Origin of the sequence: Psychrobacter sp. Arc29, assembly GCF_041431175.1 — a bacterium.
Lineage (GTDB): Bacteria > Pseudomonadota > Gammaproteobacteria > Pseudomonadales > Moraxellaceae > Psychrobacter.
This window is the reverse complement of sequence record NZ_JASMRR010000005.1, coordinates 61,052-87,886: the sequence shown is the minus strand read 5'-3', so window position 1 is coordinate 87,886 and position 26,835 is coordinate 61,052. Positions and strand designations below refer to the sequence as shown.

The window sequence follows — 26,835 nt, the reverse complement described above, 5'->3', positions numbered from 1 at the left end:
ATCATGGTCAATTTATGAAACCTGCTACCACCATCATTTCTGCTATCAGTCGCTATGTACACCACGATGATACACTTCCTTTGCCGCAGCTGCGCAGACTAGGCATTATTTATAGCAGTTATCGTTTTGTCGTCAGCATATTTTCTATGCTGATGATATATATATCTGCACGCGCCGGTGATAGCGCCTCTCTCCCCAGTTTTTTGCAGCAGACAGCCCTGAGCTTTTATGTGATGCTAAGCTTGATTTTGCTCGGGTTATTTTACGTTGTCACAAAGCAGATGCGCCGACAGTTAGCGTTTGGGCTAGTATTAGACGTTATTATATTAAGCTTATTGCTGTATACAGCAGGTGAGCCGGACTTACAACTGACCATGCTATATATGGTCGTTGTCGCCGCCAGCTTTATGCTACTGCATGGTTCACAAGCGCTAGTTATCACCTTACTGGCTATTATTTTTGTGATCTATCAGCAGTTCTTTTATGCCATTGCCAATAGTATGAATTTGGCTAATTTAGGCGATGCTTTGCTGATGTCAGCAAGCTTCTTGGCAGTAGGTGGTTTGAGTTGGTCTATCTCACAACGCTTGGTACAGCTTGAGAAAGTAGCACAAAGTCATGCCAAAGAGGTTGAACGGCTCAATGTCATCAATCAAGAAGTGATTACACAAATGGTCAATGGTGTGATTGTCATCGATAAACAGGATATCGTCCTTGCAAATCTAGCAGCCCACCAACTGCTCAGTATCACACAGGATTCATCGTTGCGTGCATCTAGCACTTCAACTGATATAAAAGAAATGAGAGGCGATACGCCTCATGCCATTCTATCTAACTTTAAACAACAACTTAGCAAACAGCATTCTCAGCTACTCCAAGCTTGTTTGTCAGTGGCTACAGGACAATCGCGTACGTTTACGTACGATGTGCCTGAAGTAGCAAACGCTTCGATATTTGGTAAGCTACGTGTACAAATCATCCCGCTAAAAGATGATAGCAAATTAATCTTATTAGAAGACTTACGCCGTGAGCAGGCTAGCGCCCAACAATTAAAACTGGCGTCGTTAGGGCAACTCACTGCCAGTATTGCTCATGAAATTAGAAATCCTCTAGCCGCTATCTCACAAGCCAGCCAACTACTGATGGAAGACTTGACCGAAATTGAGGCAAACGACAATGCATCAAATATCGATATGACTGGCAATCATGAGCTCTATGAAATGATATTTTCACAAACCAAACGTGTCAACCGTATTATTGAAGATATTTTAAAACTGTCTCGCCAGCAAGCGGCCTCTCAGCAAGCCATTATTTTGGCTGAATGGATGCCAGCATTTTTGGAGAACTATTTTCAAGGGCACGACATTTTTCTACATGTAAAAACCCAACCAACCATATCATTTGACCCTCACCAGTTAGAACAAATTTTGATTAATTTGATCAACAATGGCTTGCGTTATAGTAGTTACAGCCATCCTCATGCTTATGTAGAAATCGAGATTTACTGTGCAGACAACGATGTTATAATTGATATATTAGATGATGGCGATGGTATTAAGACTGAAGATTTAAAACATTTGTTTAATCCATTTTTTACAACAGACAAAGCTGGTACCGGCTTGGGACTATATTTATCGCAAGCCTTTTGTGAAGCCAATCAGGCACGTTTGCTCTATATTCCTGAACATGAAAAAACATGTTTTCGTTTAATTTCGCCTGCTATTGACTCTGAAAATATCTTTCAAGCCGTTGAAGAAAATCTTTATTAATCCCAGTCATAAATCAAAATACTACCTAATTATAGGTTTTTGAACATTACATATTGGTAGCTAATAGCCACCATACATGATTGATTTACACATTTCTTTGTAAAAGAAGTTTACCCCTATTTAGACCTAGCTATTAATACTTTGTAGCCATTGAATTTGACGAGATAATGTATGACAACAAGCGCGCTAGTCGTTGATGACGAAGTGGATCTATGCCGATTGATGCAAATCACTTTAACTAAGATGGGCATCAAAAGTGATGTAGCCTATACTTTGGCGCAAGCAAGATCATACTGGCAAGACAATACTTATGATTTTTGCCTCACTGACTTGAAACTACCTGATGGCTCAGGGTTGGAGCTGGTCAAAGAAATCAGCAACAGCTCGCATACGCCGATAGCTGTCATCACTGCTCATGGAAGTATGGATCTGGCCATCGAAGCACTGAAGCTTGGTGCTTTTGATTTTGTCAATAAACCACTTGAGCTACCAAGATTACGTCAATTGGTAGAAAACGCTTTAAAGGTTATTCATCAAGATAATGGGGCAAAAGCCACACCTGAATCCTCACCTGAGCAAAAAATGCTGGACGCTAGGCTAATCGGTAATTCTGCGGTCATGCACCCTCTTAAAAACACCATATTAAAATTGGCACGCTCACAAGCGCCTGTTTTTTTATCTGGTGCGTCTGGTACAGGTAAAGAGGTCGTCGCTAGACTGATTCATGATTTAAGTCCGCGACGAGATGGCAGCTTTGTACCAGTAAACTGCGGTGCAATACCTTCTGAGCTGATGGAGTCAGAGTTTTTTGGTCATAAAAAAGGCAGTTTTACAGGGGCTGTGGCTGACAAGCAGGGATTGTTTCAACAAGCCAATGGCGGTACTTTATTTTTGGATGAGGTGGCAGACTTACCATTAGCCATGCAGGTTAAGCTATTACGTGCCATCCAAGAAAAGACCGTGAGGGCCATTGGTGACACTAAAGAAGTACCAGTGGATATTCGCATTTTATCCGCTACTCATAAAGATTTGAGCCGCTTGGTACAGGATGGCGCGTTTCGACAAGATTTGTATTACCGTATCAATGTGATTGAGCTTAAGCTGCCGACACTGAATGATCGACGTGATGACATCCCTGTATTAGCAGAGCACTTTTTAGCCATGATTTCTGCTGAATGGCAGTTAGAGATACCCCCATCTCTAACGCGTAAAGCCAGCGAACGTTTGCAGCGTCATGACTTTGCTGGTAACGTTCGTGAACTACGTAATTTACTTGAGCGTGCAGTGACATTGGCGGAAACTTCGGACATTGATATCAGTCATTTAGGCCTACCTGATGTTAATCACGACCTTAAAGATACGCAAGCTCACAGCAATGCGCAACAATCTGGCCATTACGCAAATGAGCAAAACCAATCTCAACCAACCACCCAAACGATATCTAAAGCCGCAGAAAACCGTGAACAGGCGCTTCAATCTGACAGTGAGATAACGGCTGTAAAGCACAAGCAAGAAACAACCAACTTGCACCCTTATCGTACTAATACCCAACACTACCCTTCAATGATACAGCGCTCAGTACCTAATCATGTAGAACCGTCAACTAGCCCAAGTGATACGAATGAGGAAGCACCGCTCAATCGTTCTATTCAACCAAAAGAGAATGACACTACAAGCCTGCAAGAACCGCTTGATGGTCAGTTGCCAGCCCAAGGGTTGGAGCATTATCTACAGGAACAAGAAAAGCAATTAATCATCACAGCCCTCAAACAAACTGGCTGGAACAAAACCCAAGCAGCAGAACTGCTTGGGACGACTTTTCGCTCATTACGTTATCGTATGAAAAAGTTAGAAATTGCAGAAGACCAATCTGAGTAGGTCTTTTATCGGGCCATTGAATTTTTAGTTCAGAGATTCAATGGCTGTCTGACGGTATATTGTTAATATCTTAGCCTATCAACAATATACTAATTTGCAGTCGCCTTTCGAATGAAGCGGATACCTGAATCGAGAGCGCGGGGTTTTAGTAAATCCAGCGCCTGCTGCTCCCATGAGCTCTCACTTCCTGACAAAGTAATGTCAGGCTCAACACCGATGCCGTCGATCTGTCTGCCTGATGCGGTCATATAGTTAGCTACTGTCAACTTGACTGCTTGCTCGTCATTGAGTGGTATGACTGACTGTACTGAGCCTTTACCATAGCTCACTTCGCCGATGATAGTAGCGCGTTTTTGTGCCTGTAAACTACTAGCCAGAACCTCTGCCGCAGATGCCGAGTAGCGATTTTGTAGAACAACCATAGGCAGAGGCTTGAGTATTGCATCCCCTTGGGTGGTTAGTACGCGCGATTTGTCTTGACGTGCTTGTACTTGTACTACATCGGTATCATTCATAAATAAACTGGCAACGCTCACCGCTGATGTAAGAACACCACCCGGATTGTCACGCATATCTAATAGAATGCCTGAGATCGGCGCATCTAAATTAATCAAACCCTCCAACAGCTTTTCACGGCTATTGTTCTGGAACGCAGGTAGTTTAACAATCGCAATGCCATCGACGAGTTTTGTCTCGACAATTTGAGGGTGACTGTTATTCCGCTGTAATGTCGTCGTGTGCTTGCGGCGACCTGCTTTAGAAGTGATGATATCTACTTGGGTACCAGCAATCCCTGTTAATAGCTGCTCAACGTCATTACTTTGACGATTTTCGTCAAGTTTGAACTCACCAACCTGATGTAAATAATCGCCCACTGCGATGCCTTTCTTATCTGCAGGCGAATCATCAATAACTTCTGTGATGACCCAATAGCCCACCTCTGGCTGATAAGTCACTTGGATACCGATATCACCTACGTCACCTTCGGTAAAAGCACGTAGATTTTCATAGGCCTCCGCATCCAAAAATTCAGCATGGCTATCAAGCTTAGTTAGCATACCGCTCATTGCATTATTAAATAATTCCTCATCATTGACCGTGTCAACATACTGACGGCGCACTAAATCAACAACAGCAACAAAGGTCTTTAATGTCTCAGGAGAAATTGCATTCAATGATACTTGCGCAACCTCTGATGGAATACTGGTATCGATATTATCATCATCGTCTATTAACGCACTCTCGTCCGGCATACTGTCTATTGAATCATCTGATTCGTCTGCAGCATTCAACATCTCAGTGTCATTTTCAGCCACTATATCATCGGCATTCAAACTGATAAGCTGTAGGCTTGATGTCGGACTAGTATCATCAGCTGAGGTCACTGCTGCTTGCGCGTCCATACTGACAACACATAATCCAAGTAAACCTATTGCTAGACTGGGCTTGAAGCATAAAGATTTAAAAAACGCGGGTTTAGACACAATCGTCGCTAGCAAAGACTTCATTACTCGTTGGTCTAATTGTTTAGACAAAGATGAGCGCACAAAAGAGATAGGATGCATAAAAAACTCATTTAAATAATAGAATGTATAAAGTTATTGTTATGTATTACCGTATAAGTTAACACCAAAGGCCTCTCTCAAACTAGGGCAGTTTTGCAAATCATCAAGCAAAATACATCATAAAAAAAGGGAAAGGTAATAGCTACCCTTCCCTTTTCTAATTTATATCATTCATCTAATGAGCCATATCTTTACAGATTATCTGATGTACGGATAATTTGAGACAACTGGCTTACGATGCTGAAACCAATAAACTCTCACCAGTCATTTCAGTGGGTGCATCAACATTCATTAGTGCCAAAATAGTCGGTGCCACATCGCTGAGTTTACCACCGCGACGCACTTGCAAGTTCTGTTCACCCACGTAGATCAGTGGAACATGTTCTGTCGTATGCTGAGTATGTACTTGACCACTTTCGTAGTCTTGCATTTGCTCACAGTTGCCGTGGTCAGCCGTAATAAGCATGTCACCGCCAGCAGCTTTTACTGCCGACTCGACACGGCCCACACAGACATCCAAGGCTTCTACGGCTTGTACCGCCGCATCAAAGATACCTGTATGCCCTACCATGTCCCCGTTGGCATAATTGACGACCAGCACATCATATTTGCCAGATTCAATCGCTTCTACCAACTTATCGGTGACTTCAGGCGCACTCATTTCAGGCTTCAAATCATAAGTCGCCACATCTGGAGAGGGTACCAAGATACGCGTCTCGCCTTCATACTCTTCTTCACGGCCACCGCTAAAGAAAAACGTCACATGCGCATACTTCTCAGTTTCCGCGATACGTAGCTGTGTTTTACCTTGATCCTGCAGGTACTCTCCCAAGGTATTGGCCAAAGACGTTGGATAGTAAGCGATGCTGGTTTTTGCATTGTCCGCCAAAACGTCTGAGTACTTGGTCAACATCACAAATGCGGCAAGTTTTGGCTGCTTTTGACGGGCAAATCCCGAAAACTCATGATCAGGTAAGACAAACGCTTGAGCAAGCTCACGAGCACGGTCAGCACGGAAATTCATAAAGATTAGCGCATCATTATCTTCGACAGTATAAGGCACTTCATCGCGTCCAATGACAGTCGTCGGGCTGATAAATTCGTCAGTCTCACGTGCCTTGTAAGCGGCTTGGACAGCACCGTCCGCACGTGTCGACAAGCGATCCGCCTTACCTTCAGTGATCAGCTCATAGGCTTTTTGTACGCGATCCCAACGGTTGTCTCGATCCATCGCATAGTAGCGACCGATAATGCTAGCAATCTGTACGCGCCCGCTTTCATAATGAGCATTAAGCTTATCAATGTAATCACGTAGACGATTGATGTATTTATCCGCAGATTTAGGCGGAGTATCACGGCCGTCTAAGAAGCAATGGATAAAGACGTTTTTGGCACCATGAACCAGTGCCGAATGGCACATGCCCTCGATATGGTCTTGATGTGAGTGAACACCACCATCAGAGAGCAGTCCCATAATATGTACATTACCGCCAAGCTCATTAGCCGCTTTTACTGCGTCAACCAATGCTTCGTTTTTGTAGAATTCGCGATTGGCAAGTTCACTTGAGATGCGAGTCGAGTCTTGATAAAGAACACGACCAGCGCCCAAATTCATGTGACCAACTTCTGAGTTGCCAAACTGACCATCTGGCAGACCCACATCTTCTCCTGAAGCAGAAATCAGTCCATGAGGGTATTTTTGGTAAATTCTATCTAGATTTGGCATATTTGCCGCAGCAATGGCGTTATCTTTATCTTCTTCACGATGACCGAAGCCGTCTAATATCATTAAGACATGCGGCGTTTTTTTATTCTGTGCGCCGTCTTCTTGTTTACTGCTGAGCTGCTGCGCCTGATTGTCGTCAATAGATTCTGATGCTTGCTGGGTACTGGTCATATATTACCGCTCCTCGAGTGAATGAACGCCTTTAATGCTATGTTAGGGTATGGAAAGCCCTCTATATTAACACATATCTTAAAATAGCTGAAAAACTGACAATTTTTCACTAAAAAATGATGAGGTTTGTATCGTTATCAAAAGCCCAAAACCTACCACAGATATCAGGTAACAATACTGCGTATCAATCTGTAAATCATACTTGCAATCATTCATCTCATTGGTTAAGATGAATCTATTCTGAAGTGTTGGCTAGTAGATGTTTATTCCCTGAGCCGATAATGCTTTACCAGGATGTGGTACCTATCGTCTCATTGTGTATGCCTGCACCGCTTGCGGTGTATCAGGAAACCTGCAGAGATGATGACGCATCCGCCCTGAACTTCACGGTTCATGGGTCACCATCTTACAGCGGCACTTCGGTTGTTTTATTCGGTTTGTAAATATGTTCTTTATAATTAATATATTTACTGCCATCAAAAAGCCCCTTTCGTTAATGACGGAAGGGGCTTTTTCTATGCCTAATGAATGACTAAAACACTGTTACTCATCATTAGCAGATTTGGTAATTTTTTTCACATCTTTAGGGATGTTTTTGGCCGTACCATCAACAGTCGTATGCTGTTTGAATACGTCCCCAAACGGGTTTTGCTGTTGTTGACCAAATGGATTTTGGTTATTCATACCGCCTGCGCCACCGAATGGGTTCTGACCACCCATACCACCAAACGGATTTTGGCCGCCGCTCATTTGACCACCCATCTGTTTTGCCATCATTTCCATCATTTTTTGCTGATTGTTCATGACATAGTTATTGGCAAAGTCTTTGAGTTTCTTTTGTACTGGTGGCAAGATCACGAGTAGCGCAAGCACATCACTCAGCACACCTGGAATAAGTAGCAAAATACCAGCGACTGCCATTGCAATACTCTTAATCATGGTGGACTCTGGTGGACGCATTGCAGGGTTCATCATACCACCTGCTTTCATCTGCTGAGCCATTGGATTCAAAGAAGCCATACCTTTACGCACAAGAGAAATACCGATCACTGCTGCGACAATAAACCACATGAATACCCACCAGCCGCTCATGAATTGAGCAAGCAAATACCACAGTAGCATCTCGATAATAAACCAAACGATGGCTATACCAACTATCTGACCCATAAAGTGTCGTCCTATAAAATAAAAACCAATAAATTGAGCGCCATGCAAATTAAAATGGCTAACATATGATGTATATGGGGATTGGTTGCTATACTATCAAACTTACGGCTGATTTTTAAGCCATAAAACAAAATGTAAGCAAGACGGAATACTATGGCAATTATTATCGGGATCGACCCAGGGTCACGCATGACGGGTTATGGAATAGTCCAGCAGACGGGTGATAAGCTCACTTATATCGATGCAGGCACGATTCGCACAGACACCAAAGAGATGCCTGAACGCCTTAAGCGTATTTTTAATGGATTGACCCGCATCACACAGCATCATTTAAAATATGCTGACGAGCCTATTTATACGGCTATTGAACAAGTCTTTATGGCAGAAAACCCTGATTCTGCACTCAAGCTTGGGCAAGCACGAGGCGCCGCGATTGCAGCGATGGTCGCCTTGGATTTAGAAGTATCAGAGTATACGGCTCGGCAGATCAAACAAGCGGTGTGCGGCTATGGCGCGGCTGCTAAAGAACAAGTGCAGGAAATGGTTTGCCGCATACTACAGTTAGAAGTCGTACCACAGCAGGATGCAGCCGATGGTCTTGCCTGTGCTATTTGTCATGCGCACTCAAGCCATTCTATGAATAAAATACTACTTAATAGCTCTATGCGAGGACGCGGTGGCTCTAAGAAAAAGGGTCGTTGGCGTTTGACCGAAGAAGATTTGGGTAACTTGCGTTAAAGATAAGCGTTAAAGCAGACAAGCTTTAAAACAAATAAACATTAAAATAGTGAAACAATAAAAAAACACGCCATTGGATGCGTGTTTTTTTTATGAGTACAAGCCCTGTCACTTTTATCTTTTGGAAGACGAAATTACAGCGGACTACTCTACAACTGCACTTTCAATGACAGCGTCGAGTACATATGCATACTTTTCATCATCATTATCATTTTCTACTGTCTCATCTGACTCTATTAATTCGTTAGTCTCTAATCGGTAGCGCTGTAATCGTAGTACTTCTTCGTGCATACCATCATGCTGGTAACCATCTATCTCTCCTGCAAATACTCTCCACTTCCCTTCACGAACTTTGACACCTTGGTCGTTGTAAGTGACAGGCCTAACTTGGAGACACTGCTTTTCACCATTCATATCACAATTGACTTCTTTGGCATTCACTGCCCAAAATAACGTCTCGCCCTTGCTGTTGTATTTCGCTTGAGGTGTGAGTTTACCACTCCAAACCAAAGTGACATCGTCGTCAGTAAATTGGGTCAATATTGGATTTTCACCTTGCTCCATTTTTAATTCACTGCTGCCGAGCATTAATGTATTTAATGTGTTTTCTACCATATCAAGATCGCTGCAAGACATTTTGGTGCTCATGACTTCCTCAGTGCTCAAAGCATGTCCCTGTAGCTCATAAGCAGCGCTCACCATATTGCAGCCAACGCTGTAGCTGAGTGTGTCTTGATTGAACACTAAAGTTACCTGACTATTGATATCCGTAAACTCAGGCATAGGCTTTTCATTGGCATCCGTTGCACTCATTAATGTCCAGCGATGACGGGATAAGGTGGTTATGAGCTTTTCTTCAGCACTTAGTTTGGTCGAGCCAGGTTTATCCATTGCTGGCTCGTTATCGGTTAAAAGGTTTGCGCTGGATAATGTGTCTGTTGTTTCAGTAATATCAGATGTGCCTGATATCTCGTTTTCATTAGAAGCGTCTTCTTTGTGGCAAGCGCTCAGCATCAAGCTTGCCGCCACTATACTGGGCAATAAAAACGTTGTCAGTGCTGATTTTTTGGCTCTACCTACCATATTACGAACCTCTTAGTAAGCGTATCTCAATTTTCTCGATTACTTATTTCTATATACTTGCTGGTCTTGCATCTTCTGAAGAAATATTTAATTAACTGTTCTGGAATATCGTTATTATAATCACGTTAGATTAACCACTATAGACCGAGCATTATTAGCTTATGTAATAAAATGTTGATTTTTATTATGTTTTAAATTCTTTTATTATTTTGCTATCTAATGTCATTAATTTCATGGACGAAAAAAGGATAGCTAATACACATTAGCTATCCTCGATATTATCTTTAAGAAGCAAGCATCTAAAAACAATAGAGCTTGCGATGTATCTCTTTATCTAGTCATTGGTTTCCGCAGGCTTAGCTTTAGCCATGTTCTTAATGCTGAAGCGCTCATTCATCATTTGATAAAAACGGGCTAGGTTTTTACCTTGCTCACTAGGATCAACTTTGAGCACTTTACCAAAATCTAAGCCCAAATACAGCACGATGTCAGCAAAGCTCAATTGCTCACCCACCAGATACTCACGACCTTCTAGGATTGTCTCAAAATACCCCATGGCTTTGACAGCACGGGCAATTGATGGTGCAACAAATTCTGGCACTTGTTCGACCCGCTGCGCTTTGGATGGATGACTGTGCTGAAACGCTAGCATCAAATTATACATCACTTCAAACTCAGCAATACGGCGCATCGAGCACACTTGGGCACGCTGTATCACGTCATTGCCCATAACGGAACGCTCACCATAGACGCGATCCAGATATTCGCAGACTGCTTGTGAGTCATTGAGCACGGTACCATCGTCTAATGTTAAGACAGGGACTGTCTGCATCGGATTTATTTTGGTAAATTCATCTGACATCTGCTCATTTTTGGCAAAATCAATATCAATCACATCGATGTCATCCATATCATCAACATCGATACCCTTTGATGCCAATAAGATAAGGGCTTTGCGCGGGTTAGGTGCTGTACGGGTGACGTATAATTTTTTCATGGTGAACTCCTTGTAAGAATAATTGAATAGAAATTTAGCGCTGATACGCTTTATTATGATGCTGATACGCTTTATTATGATGGTGGTACTAATGAGCACCTATCTATTGATACTCCATACCATAGTTATAGCTTACTCTGACCGTCATGGCAAAGGCTTATTACTCATGAGGTAAAAATAGCAAAAGCCCCATAACTTTAAGTCACGGGGCTTTATTCAATCATATTTATGCAACCAGTCCAGTTATTTATTAGGGGCTGGTGTCGTACGTAGGTACGGCTTGATTTCTTTATGACCTTTTGGATATTTGGCAGCAATATCTTCGTTTTTGACACTTGGTGGAATGATCACGTCATCACCGTCCTTCCAATCTACAGGTGTCGCGATGTTATACTCATCCGATAATTGTAGCGCATCAATAACGCGAATAATTTCATCAAAGTTACGACCACAACTGGCCGGATACGTCAGCGTTAGACGAACTTTTTTATTTGGGTCAATGATAAAGACACTGCGTACTGTATGCGTGCTATCTGCATTTGGGTGCATCATATCATATAGCTCAGCGACTTCTTTATTAGGATCAGCAATGATTGGGAAGTTCATATCTGTGCCTTGGGTCTCACCAATATCACTCGCCCACGCTTTATGATCCTCTAAGCTATCGACAGAGATACAGATTGGTTTCACATTGCGCTTTTGAAATTCGCCATTGAGTGCTGCTGCACGACCAAGCTCAGTGGTACATACTGGCGTAAAATCTGCTGGATGCGAGAAAAAAACCACCCAATGATCACCTGCCCACTCGTGAAAATTGATATCACCTTCTGTGGTTGTAGCATCAAAATTGGGTGCGGTATCGCCTAAACGTAAATGTGCCATGCTTTATTCCTTAGCTATGTTGATGAACGCTTGTATTGACCCATCGGCCGCGCGCTCTATTATTATCCTCGATGTGCTCACCATAAAAATGCAAAGCACATCCGTAAAAACTGACTTTATAGTAACAAACTGGTTATGAATGTCTTGTGACGGATTGTAATGCGGTTATTCCATTTAACCCTAAGTAGGTATATCGATTATTTATTAAACCACCATCCCTGCATCCCATAAGCAAAACTCACCAAACTTGCCTTTTTTGCTCACGCCTCCAGCCACACGCCCAGCATCAGTCAATACCAATTCACCATCTTGCGCTTCTAAATAACCCGCTGCAAGCAACTTATCATTTAACTCTTGGGTCTTGAGACCTAATTCTTTAGCAAGCTTGGCGGTGGTCAGTTTAGAATAACTAGGTGCAGCGTCTGTTGTAGACGTGACGGTTGCGTTGGTAGTAGCGATCATTGTTTTGGTGCTAGGTTCAGGCTGGTTCTCAGTTTCAGTGACTTTCTCAAGAGACATCCTAACTTCATCACTGATACGAATAATGCGTTGCGCTTCTTCATAAGTATCAGCATAAAGCTTAGCATCGTCATTACGATAAATCAGTACGCCCATCTCATTATTATTGACTTGGCTAAATTCGTACAGGTTCAAACTGGTAATAATGCACTCGTTTTCATTCAGGTAGCATTTCGCATGCAAGTTTTTGCAAAAGCTGGTACGAATAAACGTTAAGTTTTTTAACCAGTTTATTTCTTCTGGGTGTAAGTCATTTTTGCCATAGACAATGCGAATATCGATTTTTAGACGGTTGCGATCTTCTAGCAGCTCTTTAATGCGTTCATTCAGCTTCAAATATGGGCTAATAATAATCAACCGATCAGACGCATTTTTAATTAACTCTTCTAAATGATAAGTCGTCCCACTGCTATTCAAAAATTTTGCCATGCTCACTTCCTTAGATATGACTGTCAAAAACTTTATAATTATTCACAAAAAAACCCATCCCTAGCGTACTAGAAATGGGCTTACTTGCAAACTACTATTGTTCAGTATTATTTCAAATATATCATTTTAGCAATGACATTTTTAGAGACTGGGCCAATATAGATTACGCTGGCTTATAGCTATCACGCAAGCTAACGATTTGGTTAAATACTGGCTTATCCGTGCTGTGATCTCCGCTATCGGTGATAAAGTACCCTTCACGCTCAAACTGGAAACGCGTGCCAGCATCAGCATTGGCTAAAGATGGCTCAACGACAGCATCCAGCTCAGTGAGCGAGTCAGGGTTTAGCGCTTGATGGACATCAGCGACGCTACTTGGGTCTTCAGCACTGAATAGCTGCTCATACATGCGCACGGTCGCTGGCACACCCTGGCTGGCTGATACCCAATGAATCACCCCTTTGACCTTACGGCCTTCAGGATTGTTGCCCAAAGTAGTAGGATCAATCGTCGCTTTTAGCTCAACAACATTGCCACTCTCATCAGTGATATGCTCAGTGACGGCTAGCACATAAGTGTTACGCAGACGAATCTCTGGCTTTTCTGGTGATAGGCGCTTGTAACCTGTAGGCGGCTCAATCTCATAATCACCCTGATCGATGTATAGCGTCTCGGTAAATGGAATTTCACGCTCACCCATATCGACATTAGGATGATTAGGCTGTGTCAACCAAAGGGTCTGCGTGGCATCGTCAAAACGGGCGTTCACGCTATCGGCTTTTTGCGACTCCCAGCTGCTGACCGCCTCGCTAAAGTTCGTAATCGTCACTTTTAATGGCTTTAGTACCGCCATGCCGCGACCAGTTGTCGTCTCTAACGATTGACGAACGCTAAACTCTAGTAAACGGAAATCAACGACACTATCCGCTTTGGTCACGCCCACACGCTCACAAAAATCTCGCAAGCCCTCTGGCGTATAACCACGGCGGCGCATGCCAGCGACGGTCGGCATACGTGGATCGTTCCAACCGCTTACGATACCTTCATCGACAAGCTGTTTGAGTTTACGTTTACTGGTCAATGTATGGTCAACGTTTAAGCGGCTAAATTCATACTGATGTGGTGGTACGTCAAAACCAATCTTGGCGATGACCCAATCATAGAATGGACGATGGTCTTCAAACTCAAGCGTACATAATGAATGAGTGATACCTTCGAGCGCATCAGAGAGTGGATGCGCAAAGTCATACATTGGATAAATGCACCATTTATCACCTGTCTGATGATGAGATTGATGCATTACACGATAGATGACAGGGTCACGCAGGTTCATATTTGGGCTGGCCATATCGATCTTGGCGCGCAATACCGCCTTACCTTCAGCGTACTTACCTTCTTTCATATCATTGAAAAGGGCTAGGTTTTCCTCAACGCTAGCATCACGCTGCGGAGACGGCGTTCCCGCTTCATTGAATGAACCACGGTTATCGCGAATTTTCTCAGGCGTTTGCAGATCGACATAGGCATCGCCTTGTTCAATCAACTGGATTGCCCATGCATGTAACTGGTCAAAATAACTTGATGCGTGGTACGCCTCGCCTGCCCACTCAAAACCAAGCCACTTCACATCATTTTCGATGTTATCGATAAAATCTTGCTTTTCTGCGGTTGGGTTGGTGTCATCAAAACGCAGGTTGCACACACCGCCGAACTCGTTGGCCACACCAAAGTTTAGGCAGATAGATTTTACGTGACCTAAATGCAAGTAACCATTTGGCTCAGGCGGAAAACGTGTGACAATTTGCTCATACTTTTGCGCATTGACATCGTCACGAATGATATTACGAATAAAATCGTTTTTTGCTTCGTCTTTTTGTGCATTGTTGCTTGAGTGCTCACTCATCGGGTATTGCTCCTAACGCAAATTGTCAATTTGTGATACGTGCCATCACGCATCACAAAACGTTCAAAATAAATTATTAAAATAAATTGGGATATAAAAACTCAGATAACGCGACCGCATTATCACAATTTGTCAAAGATGATCAAAAATGGCTAAAGTTGCGTTATTCTATCAGCTTTTGCAAACGCATTAACAGCCTGATACATGACACGGGATAAAAAAGCCGTTAGACTACCCGTAACTTTTTAACCACCAATTTTTAACCACCACTTGACAGTGTCATTTAAGGCGCTGCAATCAAAAAGGAATATCCCATGGTAGACATGCCACCAGTAGTAGAACTTGACACCAATATGGGTGCGATCGTTATCGAACTCAACGAAGAAAAAGCACCGAAGACCGTAGAAAACTTTTTAAACTATGTAAAATCTGGTCAATATGACGGTACGATTTTCCATCGCATCATTGATGGTTTCATGATTCAAGGCGGGGGAATGGACGCTGAGATGAATGAAAAACCAACCAACGCGCCTATCGAAAACGAAGCGGACAATGGTTTGAAAAATGACAAAGGTACTATCGCAATGGCGCGTACCCAAGATCCGCATTCAGCAACTAGCCAGTTCTTCATCAACGTAAAAGACAATGATTTCCTAAACCACTCTGGCAAAAACATGCAAGGTTGGGGTTACACGGTATTTGGTAAAGTCACTAGCGGTATGGATGTAATCGAAAAAATGAAAGGCGTCCCAACCGGTCGTTTTGGCATGCATGCTGATGTGCCAAAAGAGCCAGTTGTTATCAACTCAGCAACCATCATTACTCAGTAATAGTCATTCAATAGCAGCTACTCAGTAATAGTTACTTAGCGATAGCTGTGAATGAGCGAGCACTTTCTAATAAAATTTATTAAGTCATGCTCGCTATACGATAAGTCACGAGGACAAAGATAAATGCAACGTTTTAATCACTTAATCACGACCCGCCCTCATCAAGTGCGGCAAGTATTGATTAGCGATTTGCATTTATCGCCTCAGGAGCCTGCCTTAGTGCAGGCTTTTTTGGCGCTGCTTGATGACTGTCTTGCCCTGCCAGCGCTTAAGCGTCTCTTTATATTGGGCGACTGGTTTGAGGTATGGCTGGGTGATGATACGTATTTATCCCTATTAAAAGAAAAAAGGTCAGAAGACGAGCAAATAACGCATTGGCTAACCCCGTTGATTGCAAAGCTCAAACAGCTACGTATCAATGGTTGCGAGATATTAGTCATGCACGGCAACCGTGATTTTTTGTTAGGCCAACCGTTTTGTAATCTGTTCGGTGGTGAGCTTATCAGCGAGCCGTATAACTTGACTGTTGGTCAGCAGAATTACCGCTTAGAACACGGTGACGCACTCTGTACCGATGATAAAAAATATCAGTTCTTTCGCAAAATTATGCGTAATCGTCTGACCCAGTGGTATTTGCTTAATAAGTCATTAGAAAAACGCTTGGCGATCGCAGACAATATGCGCAAAAAAAGCCAGCAGAACAATGCTAATAAAGCGGCTTATATCATGGATGTGAATAATAAAGCCGTACGTCAAGCCATTACTGACAGCGGTGCCTTATTGCATGGACATACCCATCGTCCCTATATCCATCACGTCACCGCTGATAAAAAGCGCTACGTGCTTGGCGACTGGCGATTATTAGATGAAGATACCCGCCAGCCTAAAGTTAATGCGGTGATTGGCGCGGTAATAGTCGATGAGCATTCAAATGACCGCTTGCATAGTCATAATTTAAGCAGTGATGATGCTGATTTTGGATTATTTGAGTTTGAATTTTTTATTCGCTAAAGCGCGTTTAATGGCGTTTTAAACTTAATGGCATTTTAAACAATGCACCTTAAAAAATATCTTTTCAATACAAAAAGGGTCTGTTGATAGTTCAACAGACCCTTTTTACGTTCATTACATTCTTGCACTGCTTATCGCTCGCTATCTAATCCATTAATTTAAAGAAATGCTGACGGTAATGCTTTAGCTCACGGATAGAGTCACGAATATCATCTAAGGCTAAATGACTGCCACCTTTTTCGAAATTCTTTAAGATATCAGGACGCCAGCGAAAACATAGCTCTTTAATTGACGACACATCAAGGTTACGATAATGAAAGAAGCGCTCAAGCTCTGGCATTTGGCGCGCCATAAAGCGGCGATCTTGACAGATAGAGTTACCACACATTGGTGACTTGCCACTATCAACCCATTTGTTTAGGAACTTGATAGTCTCAGCTTCCGCTTCTGCCAATGTCACGGTACTACGACGCACACGATCGACCAATCCTGACTGACCATGTTGCTTGGTATTCCAGTCATCCATTTTATTTAAGACTTGATCCGATACCTTGATCGCAAACACAGGCCCTTCAGCAAGTACATTCAAATCTTCGTCAGTAACGACAGTAGCAATCTCGATAATCTCATCGTTTAACGTATCAAGTCCGGTCATTTCTAAATCAATCCATACCAACCCTTTTTTGCCTTGGTTTTTGATCTTAATCTTATTGGGATGGTCGCCGGTAGCCATAAAATATCCTATCATTCATAATTTTGGAAAAACAACTTTAGAAAAACAATTGAAAAAACGTATTACATGTAGACACTCGTGCTCAAACAGTATTGCAACACGCTACTTGGTTTAGAAAACCTATGAAGTCGTACAATATTACAAAACCACTGTCTGCCGCAGACGCTTTAGGCTGTATGTTAGCAAATTTTCACGCTACACTTAGCAATATTTTTATAATAGGTCAAAAACCCATGGCATTAATCCGGCAACGCAAACTGACCAAACAACAGATTCGTCGCATCGACAAGCAGCAATTGTCCAATCAAGACAGCATCGATGATAGCTTGATGGATGGTGTGGTCATGGCGCATTACGGTAAGCAACTAGAAGTACAAGTCACCAGCCTACCTGCGGTGATACCTGAGCAGCCAGAGATTGCCCCTGATGATCCGGAGCCGTTTTGGCAAACGCTCGAGCTCGGCGACATCTGGCGCTGCCACGTACGTACCAATCTGCCGATGCTAGCTGCTGGTGACCAAGTGCGCTGGAGTGCCGACTCCAACACAGGCTTTGGGCGTATCGAAGCCGTCAAACCGCGTACCTCATTGGTCTCTCGCCCTGATCGTTATCATAAGCTCAAACCCGTCGCCGCCAATGTTGATATTCTTGCTATTGTCTTTGCACCATTGCCTGCTGCTGCACCGACCCTAATTGATCGCTATCTGGTGGTATGCCATCACGCGGGCGTCAAACCACTGCTTGTCCTCAACAAAGCCGATCTGTTGGCCCAAGAAAACGGCGTGGATACTAATGAGTTGTTGGCGCAGTATGCCGCACTTGGTTATGAAAGCGTTCTGACTTCGGTCGATTGTCCTGAAAATATCGCCGAGAGTGACGAACAAGAAGGCCTCGATGAGTTAAAACGCTACATAGATAAAAAGTTGGTCATTTTTGCTGGACAATCTGGTGTTGGCAAAAGCAGTCTTATCAACGCCCTACTCCCAGAGTCTGGTCAAAGCGTCAATATCATCTCGCAAAACTCCAAGCTTGGTCAACATACCACCACGACCAGTCGACTACTGCCATTTAACCCAGACGATCTGACCGAAGGCGGCATCGTGGATACACCAGGTATCCGTGAATATGGTATCTGGCATCTGACGCCTGACGATATCATCTCAGGCTTCGTTGAGCTGGCGCCACTAGCCGGTAACTGCCAGTTCCGTGACTGTCGCCACACCCATAACAGCAAAGGCTGTGCGCTATGGGAAGCCGTGGCTGACGGTACCGTATTACAGCGCCGCGTTGAGAACCTCGTGACGCTACGAGAGGAAGCTGATACTAAGCCCTACTAGGTTCAGTTAGCATCATTTCAAAGGTAAAATGATAGCTTGATTATTGACCGTGTCATCGCCCGTTTACTATAGATGACCTTATCGGTATAATAGCGCCTTGTTCAATATCATTGGGCTGGCTTCTCAGCTCAATAGAACACCTATTTTTTTGGAGGTATGGTTTGGATCGTGCGCTGGAATTTGTGGGCAACCACCCGTTTTTATTTGGTATATTAGCCGTACTTGCTATCCTGTTTTTTACCATTGAAAACAAACGTAGCGGTAGAAAAATATCGCCCAACACCCTTGGCATGATGGTCAACTCTCAAAACGCGCAGCTGATCGATATTCGCGCCAAGAAGAAGTTTGAATCAGGTTATATTCAAGGCAGCCGCAACATACCGTTCACTGACCTCAAAGAGCGCTTAGCAGAGATTCGTGCGATTGAGCAGCCAGTGATTATCATCTGCGATATGGGTGTGCAGGCAGGCGCTGCGATTCAGATGATTGGCAAAGACAGTGTCTATCGCTTAGAGGGCGGTATTGGCGGCTGGCAAGGCGCTGGTATGCCATTGGTTGGTGTAAAAGACGCCAAATCAAAAAACAAAGCTAAGACCAAGCCTAGTTTAAGCAAATAGTAGATTGGCTGAAATATAGCTTCTGACTAAAAACAGCATCTGATTAATAATAGCAAAATAAAAAGACACCTTAGCAATAGGTGTCTTTTTTTATATTCTGTTTATACTGCTGTCGAGGGTTTTAAACTAAGACGGCTTGAATTTGTCATGCTCATCCCCACTTTAGTATGAGCAGAATCGAATACATTTGCACTTTACTCATTGATAACAGATTCTACCATTACTTAGACTATGATAAGTTTGTTATCTCATAAATTTATAAATAAGGACTTACTATGACTGTATCTGTTAAAGTTTATACGACCCCTATCTGCCCATACTGCTCAAACGCCAAACAACTATTAAAAACCAAAGGCGTTGATTATGAAGAAATCGGCATGCACGACATGAGCAGCGAAGATCGTCAAGCACTGATGAAAAAAACCAATAACTACCGCACTGTGCCACAAATCTTCGTTGGTGAAACCTTTGTTGGCGGTTTTGATGAGCTTAACCAAATGAACCAGCAAGGCAAACTTGACGAGCTATTAGCGGGTTAATCTGCTACCTTGCTTTACTGTCTGTCTTTATTTATGTAAAGATAGACAGTGGCAAGCTTGGAAACCGTAATAAAAAGTAAGGTTAAAAAAATATCGAGCTAAACGCTTAGTTTATATTACAATGATTTTTTATTAACATGACCGTTTGCCCCATCACTTGATTTAATTTTAGAGGATTTATCATGGCTGAAGAACAAGCACAACCACAATTGGCACTAGAACGCATCTATGTAAAAGACATGTCACTTGAAGTACCAGGCGCTAGTGTATTCACCAAAGAGTGGAACCCAGAGCTTGATATCAATTTGTCTAGCAACGCTGAAAAATTAGATGATGATCATTATCAAATCATCTTGACCGTAAGCGTAACCGCAAAAAATGCGGAAGAAGCAGCATTCATCGCTGAAGTACATCAAGCAGGTATTTTCTTGCTAAAAGACATTCCAGAAGATCAAATCGGTCAAATCTTGGGTGCATACTGCCCTAACGTGCTGTTCCCATATGCTCGTGAAGTCATCAGCGACATCGTGACGCGCGGTAGCTTCCCGCAGCTATTGCTTGCACCTGTGAACTTTGATCAAGCGTACGCACAAAGCCAGCAGCAAGCACAAGTTGATGCTCAAGGTAATGCTTAAGCGCTAACCAAAAATATATGAGCTCTACGAGTCGTATATTTGATAAAAGGCCGTTTACTCATAATGAGTAAACGGCTTTTTTATGTTTAAGATATAATTAGTTTTTAGTCATCACCTTATTAACTTTCTAAAGGTAAGACTGATTCTGCCTGACTGAGTGTCACTTTTAGGAATCGAGTGTAACCACTCTTTTTGAATACTATCATTCATATATATTAACGTTCCATTCGTAAGATGAAAAGACTCCGTAATATCTTCAAAATATTTGTGCTTAAAGAGCATATCTCGAGTCACCCCCAACGACAAAATAGCGACACCTGTTCCATCAGCTAACTGATTCGTATCGTCTGAATGAAAGCCCATCTTACTACTACCATCTAGATAGTAATTCACTAAGCAATTATTCGGTAAATAACCAACTACCCCTGCTATGATCAAAGCTATCTCTTGAATAATCTTTGGCATCTTTTTCTCATCATAACTCATTCCTGAATAATGATAAGAAAGACCAAAGCTTTCTGTATACCTAGAAGTCATTTGCTTGTTCCAAATCACTGTCTCTTTTAATATTGAAAAAACTTCAGATGCAAAGGGTGGCTTTATGAGATCAGGATGAAATATGATATTTAGTGTTGGTTTATCCATGTCACATCTGTTCCATTAATAATAAATTGACGATTTATATTTAACTATACACTGGTTATTTTATCTCGCGCTACGCAAATATTGACTAAAAGCTGTGACTTTCAAATAAAAAAACCCCGACTATTCAAAGTCGAGGTCTTTTTTATACAAATAGACTAAATATTGAGAATATCTTAGCCTTTTAGTGCAGACAAAATTTGTTGCTTAACGTCTTCGATGTCTTGCGTGCCATCAAACTTATCGTAGCTTGGTGAATCTGCGCCCTCGGCGGCTTTTTCTTGATAAAAACCAACCAATGCAGATGTTTGCTCATGGTAAGTCGACAGACGGTCGCGAATGGTCGCTTCTTGATCGTCTTCACGCTGGATAAGCGCTTCACCAGTCACGTCGTCGATACCTTCCTGCTTTGGTGGATTGTAATCAACATGGTAAACGCGGCCTGAACCTGGATGCTGACGACGGCCAGACAAACGGTTCACGATTTCATCATCAGGTACACTGATCTCTACCACATGATCGATGGCAACATCAGCATCAGCAAGTGCTTGCGCTTGTGGGATAGTACGTGGAAAACCATCAAAGATACAACCGTTGGCACAATCAGGCTTAGCAATACGCTCTTTCACGAGATTGATAATGAGGTCATCAGAAACCAGACCACCAGCATTCATGATATCTTTGGCTTTTTTGCCAAGCTCGCTGCCTTCTTTGATAGCAGCACGTAGCATATCACCCGTTGATATCTGCGGAATATCATATTCTTTAGAAATAAACTGGGCTTGAGTACCTTTACCGGCGCCTGGTGGACCTAGCAAAATAATACGCATCATTACACGATTCTCCTGAATTGAGTGGGATTTTAGGATTAATAAAACTTAGGGATTGGCGGATTGCAGAGATACCTTACCTTGTGACCTTGCAAACCTCAAGTATTTTCATGATTATGGTCATAAGTTGCCATGACTTAGCTGTTCATACAACGCTGTTGCACCATTTTGTGGGCAACAGCATTGATACGACAAATGCTGACAATGACACATCCCAATACTAGGGGATTTGTTGATTGATTTCTACATTAGCCTGGTTTTGATCAGCACTAATCACCACAGGATTGCCTGATAGGTCTCCTGATTCTGCGATTGCTGTACCACTATGGCTAATACGAGCGATGACCGCTAACTGTACTTTGTCAGATCGAGCAGATCCTAGGGTACGCCCTGGCATCATGGCATCAAGATCACTTAGGCTAATAGTAGCTTCACCTTGTTTGATGGCAGTAATTGGTAAACGTTTAGCTGCAAATGGCGGGCCACCATTCACATCACGAATCGCTACAAACAGCACGTCATCCGCTTTGACCAATGGTAGTAGGCTTGAGTTGATCTTAACGGTCACCTCGATACCTTCAGAGGCTTGTTGCTGCTGCATGGTCACATTGGCACTGAGCTCATCTAGGCTTGATAGCGCCTGCGTATGATCGCCTGGTTTGGCAGAAATACTGTCACGCAAGCGTTTGATCCAGCCTTGTGCTTGATCAAAGTTATTCGCTCGCGCCTCGCCCATTGCCATGAGCATTTGCGCGCCTTCATGCTGTGGGTTTTTGGCCAATACAGTTTCTAGCACTCGGCGACTATTTTCGTCTAGCTGACCCTTATTAGCAAAGAAGTTAATCTGCGCGTAAGTAATCGCAATCTCTTCATTATCAGGTGACAAACGATAAGCACGTGATAAGGCCTCTAGTGCTGAATCAGTCGCCTCTAATGATAAGAACAACTCCGATAGGCGCATCCAACGGTTGTAATCGTACGCATGGCGATAGACATTGGTCTGCATGGCACTAATCAGCTGATTGCCATCTTCGATCGCCCAAGCAGGCGGCTGGTCAATCTTGCCAGTTAATAAGTCATCCGCCACTTGACCTACTTTGTCTTCGCTTGCCCAAAGCTCGAATACAGGCGTGCGATCTCCGACCATCAAGTACGCCATAGCGGCTAATGCGGGCACCCAAAAGACAATAATCAGTCGACTCTTAATACCAGGCGTGACCATAGGTGCGACTTCACGCTGAGCATCCAAGAGCTGGCGTTCAAGCTCAAGCTTTTGGTTTTGATAATGATGGTCATCAATGATGCCGCTGTCTTTATCTGTTTTCAGCTCCGCTAAGCGCTCACGAAATACGGCAACGTTGATATCTAATAGCTGATTGTCCAAAGGCTTACTATGCGTACGCGGTGCTCTCAACCATGGTTTGATAGCTATAACAGCAAGCAGTAAGGCGGTAAGTAGGCTCAGCGCAATAAATAAGCCAACCGTAGAAAATATGGTCATTTTTTGCCCCCAAGGCTTGTAATATCGTGATCGTCTTTATTATCAGCACGTGATAATAAGCGCTCAAGCTCCGCTTTTTCGGCAACAGACAGCGCCTCAGCGGTACTGTCTGCTGTCATGCCGCTTGCACCACTGGCAACAAGCTGACGTCGTTTGCTTTGCCAAAACCAACCTACTAACAAGATGATGAGCAATAATGGTGGGAAAAACCATAAGATCCACGTTGAAGGACGAACTGGTGGCTTGTAGCTGATAAAGTCGCCATAACGTTCCTGCATATAGGCACGAATCTCACCATCGCTACGACCATCTTTGACCAAATCATAGGTTTTTTGCTTTAAGTCTTGGGCAATTGGGGCATCAGAGCCTGCTAGATTTTGGTTTTGACATTTTGGGCAACGTAGCTCTTCGATAAGGCCACGATACTGTGCCTCTTGCTGTACAGAGTCAAAATCATAGACGTCGATAGCAGCAAAACTAGCCATACTGAGTAGACAAGCGATAAGCAAGCTTGCTAATTTTATCGTAACGGATTTTATTTGATAGGCTATCATTGACACGCCTCCTCAACCTGACTTGGCTCTAAACTGACGCCATTATTATTGGCGTCATTGAGCACCATCAAACAAGGCGCAATACGGCTTTGCCAGTTGCTCTCATTGACCTCACCGATAATATGCTGACGAATAATCCCTTCACCATCGACGACAAAAGTCTCAGGCGCGCCAGTTAAGCCCAAATCTAAAGCAAACTGCCCGGATAGATCTTGAATAGACATCGAAAAGGGATCGCCGCCTTTGTTCAGGTATCCGAGTGCATTACCAATGTCATCTTTGTAGTTGACACCTACCAAGTTCACACCGCGCTCCTCCAATTTCATTAAGAAAGGATGCTCGATGATGCAAGTAGGGCACCATGATCCCCAGATATTCATCAAGAACGGCTCATCAGGCAGGTTATCATTGGTCATGATACGACTGGTATCGGATAACAATGGCAGCTCAAAAGCGGGTACTGGACGCTCAAGTGCTGTGTTCGTCACGATATCCGTCGGTTTGCCCAAGCGCATATACAGCATGGCAACCAGACCAATAAAAATCACCAGAGGAATCAAAAATCCTAACTTGAGTGACTTTTTGCGTTTGGTATTCTTATTGCTTTGCTGAGTCTGTTTATCAGGTGCATTGTTTGAGGTCGTCATGTTACTGATCCCCTGTCTTGATAGCTGGCGATTCCAAATCTGCCACCGTAGCAAAGCCTGACTTTTTGGCGGCGATTTGCGCAGGTGTTCTGGTTTTCTTAATACGGTAACGATTGTCTAGCATGCTGAGCAATGCGCCAAACGCCATAATAAGCGCACCTAGCCATATCCAGCGAATAAGCGGTTTGACATAGATACGGAACGCCCACTCGTTGCTGTCTTCAGCAATTGGCTCACCAAGTGCGACATACACATCACGCATAAGGCTGGCATCAATCGCCGCCTCGGTCATTGGCATCATACTGATGATATAGTTACGCTTTTCAGGATATAACGTAGCCACCTCTTGACCGTCTTTGCTCACCGATACCTCGGCTTGGGTGGCGTCAAAGTTACTGCCTTTTACTTCGCTAAAACCTTTTACTGTAAAGTCATAACCTTGGACATTGACACTATCATTTGGTCCCAGCGCCACATCACGCTCAATACTGAGCGTACTGGTAAATGCCACGCCGATAACTGCAACGAGCACCCCGATATGAGCGATTTGTTGACCCCAATAGCTTAGACGCAGCTGGCGCAACCCCTTTACTCTACTCGGTGCATTCTTGGTTTTGTCTCTAAAGTCGACCACCATCCATAAGAGCACCCAAAAGCTCACTGCCAACGTAACGCCAATATTTAGCATCGCTGATGGACTTGTGAAATAAGCGATAATCGCCGCCAACACCAGACTGCTCACAGCGATGACCATGCCAGCACCCAATAATGGGCGGCTGTCTTGTTTCCAGCGAATATTAGAGCCCATCCCCATCGCTACCAACAGTAACCATGTTAATGGCACAAATAGCGCATTGAAGTATGGAGGGCCAACCGATACCTGACCTAAGCCAAAAGAATCAGCGATAATCGGGTATAGCGTCCCAAGTAGGACAACCAAGGTCGAAATCAAAATAATGACGTTATTAATCACCAAGAACGACTCGCGTGAGATCAGTCGATATTGACTCTCAACCGTCAAGCGCCAACCACGTACTGCAAACATCAGCAGACCACCGCCGATAATCACGCCTAGAATGGCTAGAATAACGAGACCACGCGTTGGGTCAGCAGCAAATGAATGGACTGAAGTGATCACTCCTGAACGTACGAGGAATGTACCTAGCAAACTAAGTGCAAAGGCAAAAATAGCAAGCATGATCGTCCATGCTTTGAACACACCGCGTTTCTCAGTGACAGCAAGCGAATGTAGCAATGCTGTACCTGCCAGCCATGGCATTAATGACGCGTTCTCTACTGGATCCCAAAACCACCAGCCACCCCAGCCAAGCTCATAATAGGCCCACCATGAGCCAAGTGCGATACCGACTGTCAAGAAACCCCAAGCAGCTAGCGCCCACGGACGCGACCAGCGTGTCCACACCGCATCCAAACGCCCTTCCCACAACGCCGCCATACAAAACGCAAATGGCACGACCATGCCTACGTAGCCCATGTAGAGCATCGGCGGATGAATAATCAAACCGAAATCTTGCAAGACAGGGTTTAGATCTGCGCCATCAACTGGCAAATTGGGCAAGGTACGATCAAATGGCGATGAGGTGAAGATCAGCATCGCTAGCATCATCATCTGTACGCCTGCCAATATCACAAGGACACGCGCACGCATGGACAGAGGCAACCCACGACTGAAATAAGAGACCAGCGCACACCAAGTGGCCATAATGGTCATCCACAGTAGCAATGACCCTTCATGCCCGCCCCACGTTGCAGACAGCTTGTAATACCAAGGCAGCAACGTATTGGAATGCTGAGTGACGTAGACAAGACTAAAGTCGTTGTAATAAAAGCCTGCCATCAGTGCAGCAAATGATATGATCATGGCCGCAAACTGCGCCCATGCAAGACTTGGTGCTAGACGTTGCCAAGCGACGTGATCGCGCATGACACCAATGGTTGGTAGTACCACCTGCAAAATCGCCAGTATAAAAGCGGCCAGCAAGGCAAAATAACCCAATTCTGTGATTAACATACGGTCTAACCTTGTTTACCTTGGATACCATTAAGAGTTCACCGATGGCATTGTGAGCCACTGGCAAACGCTAAATAGTCCTTTATGCGGTCATAGTTTA

Annotated in this window: 24 protein-coding genes and 1 other RNA gene; 10 read left to right on the top strand and 15 right to left on the bottom strand. The window is 43.6% G+C overall.

The window, feature by feature from the left end; genetic code table 11:
- Positions 1 to 14: 14 nt before the first annotated feature.
- Complete coding sequence (locus QO189_RS08410) at positions 15 to 1,769, top strand: PAS domain-containing sensor histidine kinase (protein ID WP_371532377.1); 1,755 nt, start codon at positions 15 to 17, stop codon at positions 1,767 to 1,769.
- A 171-nt stretch (positions 1,770 to 1,940) separates the two neighbouring features.
- Positions 1,941 to 3,647 carry a sigma-54-dependent transcriptional regulator gene (locus QO189_RS08405; protein WP_371532376.1) on the top strand — a complete coding sequence of 569 codons (1,707 nt, stop codon included), beginning with the start codon at positions 1,941 to 1,943 and terminating at the stop codon, positions 3,645 to 3,647.
- Between the two features lie 89 nt (positions 3,648 to 3,736).
- Here QO189_RS08405 and QO189_RS08400 read toward each other — a convergent pair whose 3' ends face one another.
- Positions 3,737 to 5,050, bottom strand: coding sequence for a S41 family peptidase (locus tag QO189_RS08400; protein ID WP_371532375.1), 1,314 nt, complete (start codon positions 5,048 to 5,050; stop codon positions 3,737 to 3,739).
- A 394-nt stretch (positions 5,051 to 5,444) separates the two neighbouring features.
- A complete protein-coding gene (gene gpmI, locus QO189_RS08395) occupies positions 5,445 to 7,109 on the bottom strand; it encodes a 2,3-bisphosphoglycerate-independent phosphoglycerate mutase (RefSeq protein WP_371532374.1) in 1,665 nt (554 codons plus the stop codon).
- A gap of 234 nt (positions 7,110 to 7,343) precedes the next feature.
- On the opposite strand from gpmI, the gene ssrS reads away from it, so the two are divergent.
- Positions 7,344 to 7,539: non-coding RNA, 6S RNA (ssrS, locus tag QO189_RS08390), on the top strand.
- A 113-nt stretch (positions 7,540 to 7,652) separates the two neighbouring features.
- Here the strand turns inward: ssrS and QO189_RS08385 are convergent.
- A complete protein-coding gene (locus QO189_RS08385; protein ID WP_371532373.1) occupies positions 7,653 to 8,276 on the bottom strand; it encodes an FxsA family protein in 624 nt (207 codons plus the stop codon).
- A 153-nt stretch (positions 8,277 to 8,429) separates the two neighbouring features.
- On the opposite strand from QO189_RS08385, the gene ruvC reads away from it, so the two are divergent.
- Positions 8,430 to 9,014 (top strand): crossover junction endodeoxyribonuclease RuvC, encoded by a 585-nt coding sequence (gene ruvC / locus QO189_RS08380; RefSeq protein ID WP_071001968.1) that lies wholly within the window; start codon positions 8,430 to 8,432, stop codon positions 9,012 to 9,014.
- 144 nt (positions 9,015 to 9,158) lie between these two features.
- Here ruvC and QO189_RS08375 read toward each other — a convergent pair whose 3' ends face one another.
- From QO189_RS08375 to QO189_RS08355, 5 genes are all read right to left on the bottom strand, one after another.
- Positions 9,159 to 10,097: an META domain-containing protein gene (locus QO189_RS08375; RefSeq protein WP_371532372.1), complete on the bottom strand. Its 939-nt coding sequence runs from the start codon at positions 10,095 to 10,097 to the stop codon at positions 9,159 to 9,161.
- A 334-nt stretch (positions 10,098 to 10,431) separates the two neighbouring features.
- The gene (locus QO189_RS08370; protein WP_371532371.1) at positions 10,432 to 11,094 is read right to left on the bottom strand and encodes a glutathione S-transferase family protein; all 663 of its coding nucleotides are present in this window, start codon (positions 11,092 to 11,094) and stop codon (positions 10,432 to 10,434) included.
- 243 nt (positions 11,095 to 11,337) lie between these two features.
- Positions 11,338 to 11,976, bottom strand: coding sequence for a peroxiredoxin (locus QO189_RS08365; protein WP_371532370.1), 639 nt, complete (start codon positions 11,974 to 11,976; stop codon positions 11,338 to 11,340).
- Positions 11,977 to 12,180: 204 nt separating this feature from the next.
- Positions 12,181 to 12,924, bottom strand: a complete 744-nt coding sequence (locus QO189_RS08360) for a phospholipase D family protein (RefSeq protein WP_371532369.1) — start codon at positions 12,922 to 12,924, stop codon at positions 12,181 to 12,183.
- Positions 12,925 to 13,087: 163 nt separating this feature from the next.
- Entirely contained in the window at positions 13,088 to 14,827 is a 1,740-nt protein-coding gene (locus QO189_RS08355; RefSeq protein WP_371532368.1) for a glutamine--tRNA ligase/YqeY domain fusion protein, read from the bottom strand.
- A 314-nt stretch (positions 14,828 to 15,141) separates the two neighbouring features.
- Between QO189_RS08355 and QO189_RS08350 the strand changes: the two genes are divergently transcribed.
- On the top strand, positions 15,142 to 15,657 hold the full coding sequence (locus QO189_RS08350) for a peptidylprolyl isomerase (protein ID WP_058025915.1): 516 nt from the start codon (positions 15,142 to 15,144) through the stop codon (positions 15,655 to 15,657).
- 123 nt (positions 15,658 to 15,780) lie between these two features.
- Entirely contained in the window at positions 15,781 to 16,668 is an 888-nt protein-coding gene (locus QO189_RS08345; RefSeq protein ID WP_371532367.1) for a UDP-2,3-diacylglucosamine diphosphatase, read from the top strand.
- 145 nt (positions 16,669 to 16,813) lie between these two features.
- Here the strand turns inward: QO189_RS08345 and orn are convergent, their stop codons facing one another.
- Positions 16,814 to 17,401 (bottom strand): oligoribonuclease, encoded by a 588-nt coding sequence (gene orn / locus QO189_RS08340; protein ID WP_201598474.1) that lies wholly within the window; start codon positions 17,399 to 17,401, stop codon positions 16,814 to 16,816.
- A gap of 233 nt (positions 17,402 to 17,634) precedes the next feature.
- On the opposite strand from orn, the gene rsgA reads away from it, so the two are divergent.
- The 4 genes from rsgA (at position 17,635) to secB (ending at position 20,529) form a co-directional block, all read left to right on the top strand.
- Entirely contained in the window at positions 17,635 to 18,738 is a 1,104-nt protein-coding gene (gene rsgA / locus QO189_RS08335; protein WP_371532366.1) for a ribosome small subunit-dependent GTPase A, read from the top strand.
- A 161-nt stretch (positions 18,739 to 18,899) separates the two neighbouring features.
- The gene (locus QO189_RS08330) at positions 18,900 to 19,355 is read left to right on the top strand and encodes a rhodanese-like domain-containing protein (RefSeq protein WP_058025919.1); all 456 of its coding nucleotides are present in this window, start codon (positions 18,900 to 18,902) and stop codon (positions 19,353 to 19,355) included.
- A gap of 275 nt (positions 19,356 to 19,630) precedes the next feature.
- The gene (gene grxC, locus QO189_RS08325) at positions 19,631 to 19,894 is read left to right on the top strand and encodes a glutaredoxin 3 (protein WP_238036782.1); all 264 of its coding nucleotides are present in this window, start codon (positions 19,631 to 19,633) and stop codon (positions 19,892 to 19,894) included.
- A gap of 182 nt (positions 19,895 to 20,076) precedes the next feature.
- On the top strand, positions 20,077 to 20,529 hold the full coding sequence (gene secB / locus QO189_RS08320) for a protein-export chaperone SecB (RefSeq protein ID WP_057760989.1): 453 nt from the start codon (positions 20,077 to 20,079) through the stop codon (positions 20,527 to 20,529).
- Positions 20,530 to 20,640: 111 nt separating this feature from the next.
- Here the strand turns inward: secB and QO189_RS08315 are convergent, their stop codons facing one another.
- The 6 genes from QO189_RS08315 to QO189_RS08290 form a co-directional block, all read right to left on the bottom strand.
- The gene (locus tag QO189_RS08315; protein ID WP_238036778.1) at positions 20,641 to 21,174 is read right to left on the bottom strand and encodes an alpha-ketoglutarate-dependent dioxygenase AlkB; all 534 of its coding nucleotides are present in this window, start codon (positions 21,172 to 21,174) and stop codon (positions 20,641 to 20,643) included.
- A 173-nt stretch (positions 21,175 to 21,347) separates the two neighbouring features.
- Complete coding sequence (gene adk / locus QO189_RS08310; RefSeq protein ID WP_371532365.1) at positions 21,348 to 22,004, bottom strand: adenylate kinase; 657 nt, start codon at positions 22,002 to 22,004, stop codon at positions 21,348 to 21,350.
- Between the two features lie 217 nt (positions 22,005 to 22,221).
- Positions 22,222 to 23,502, bottom strand: a complete 1,281-nt coding sequence (gene ccmI, locus QO189_RS08305) for a c-type cytochrome biogenesis protein CcmI (protein ID WP_371532364.1) — start codon at positions 23,500 to 23,502, stop codon at positions 22,222 to 22,224.
- Positions 23,499 to 23,987 carry a cytochrome c-type biogenesis protein gene (locus QO189_RS08300; RefSeq protein ID WP_371532508.1) on the bottom strand — a complete coding sequence of 163 codons (489 nt, stop codon included), beginning with the start codon at positions 23,985 to 23,987 and terminating at the stop codon, positions 23,499 to 23,501. Before QO189_RS08300 ends, ccmI begins: the two co-directional genes overlap by 4 nt.
- Before the next feature lie 65 nt (positions 23,988 to 24,052).
- Complete coding sequence (locus QO189_RS08295) at positions 24,053 to 24,703, bottom strand: DsbE family thiol:disulfide interchange protein (RefSeq protein ID WP_371532363.1); 651 nt, start codon at positions 24,701 to 24,703, stop codon at positions 24,053 to 24,055.
- A gap of 1 nt (position 24,704) precedes the next feature.
- Positions 24,705 to 26,735, bottom strand: a complete 2,031-nt coding sequence (locus QO189_RS08290; RefSeq protein ID WP_371532362.1) for a heme lyase CcmF/NrfE family subunit — start codon at positions 26,733 to 26,735, stop codon at positions 24,705 to 24,707.
- Positions 26,736 to 26,835 lie beyond the last annotated feature (100 nt).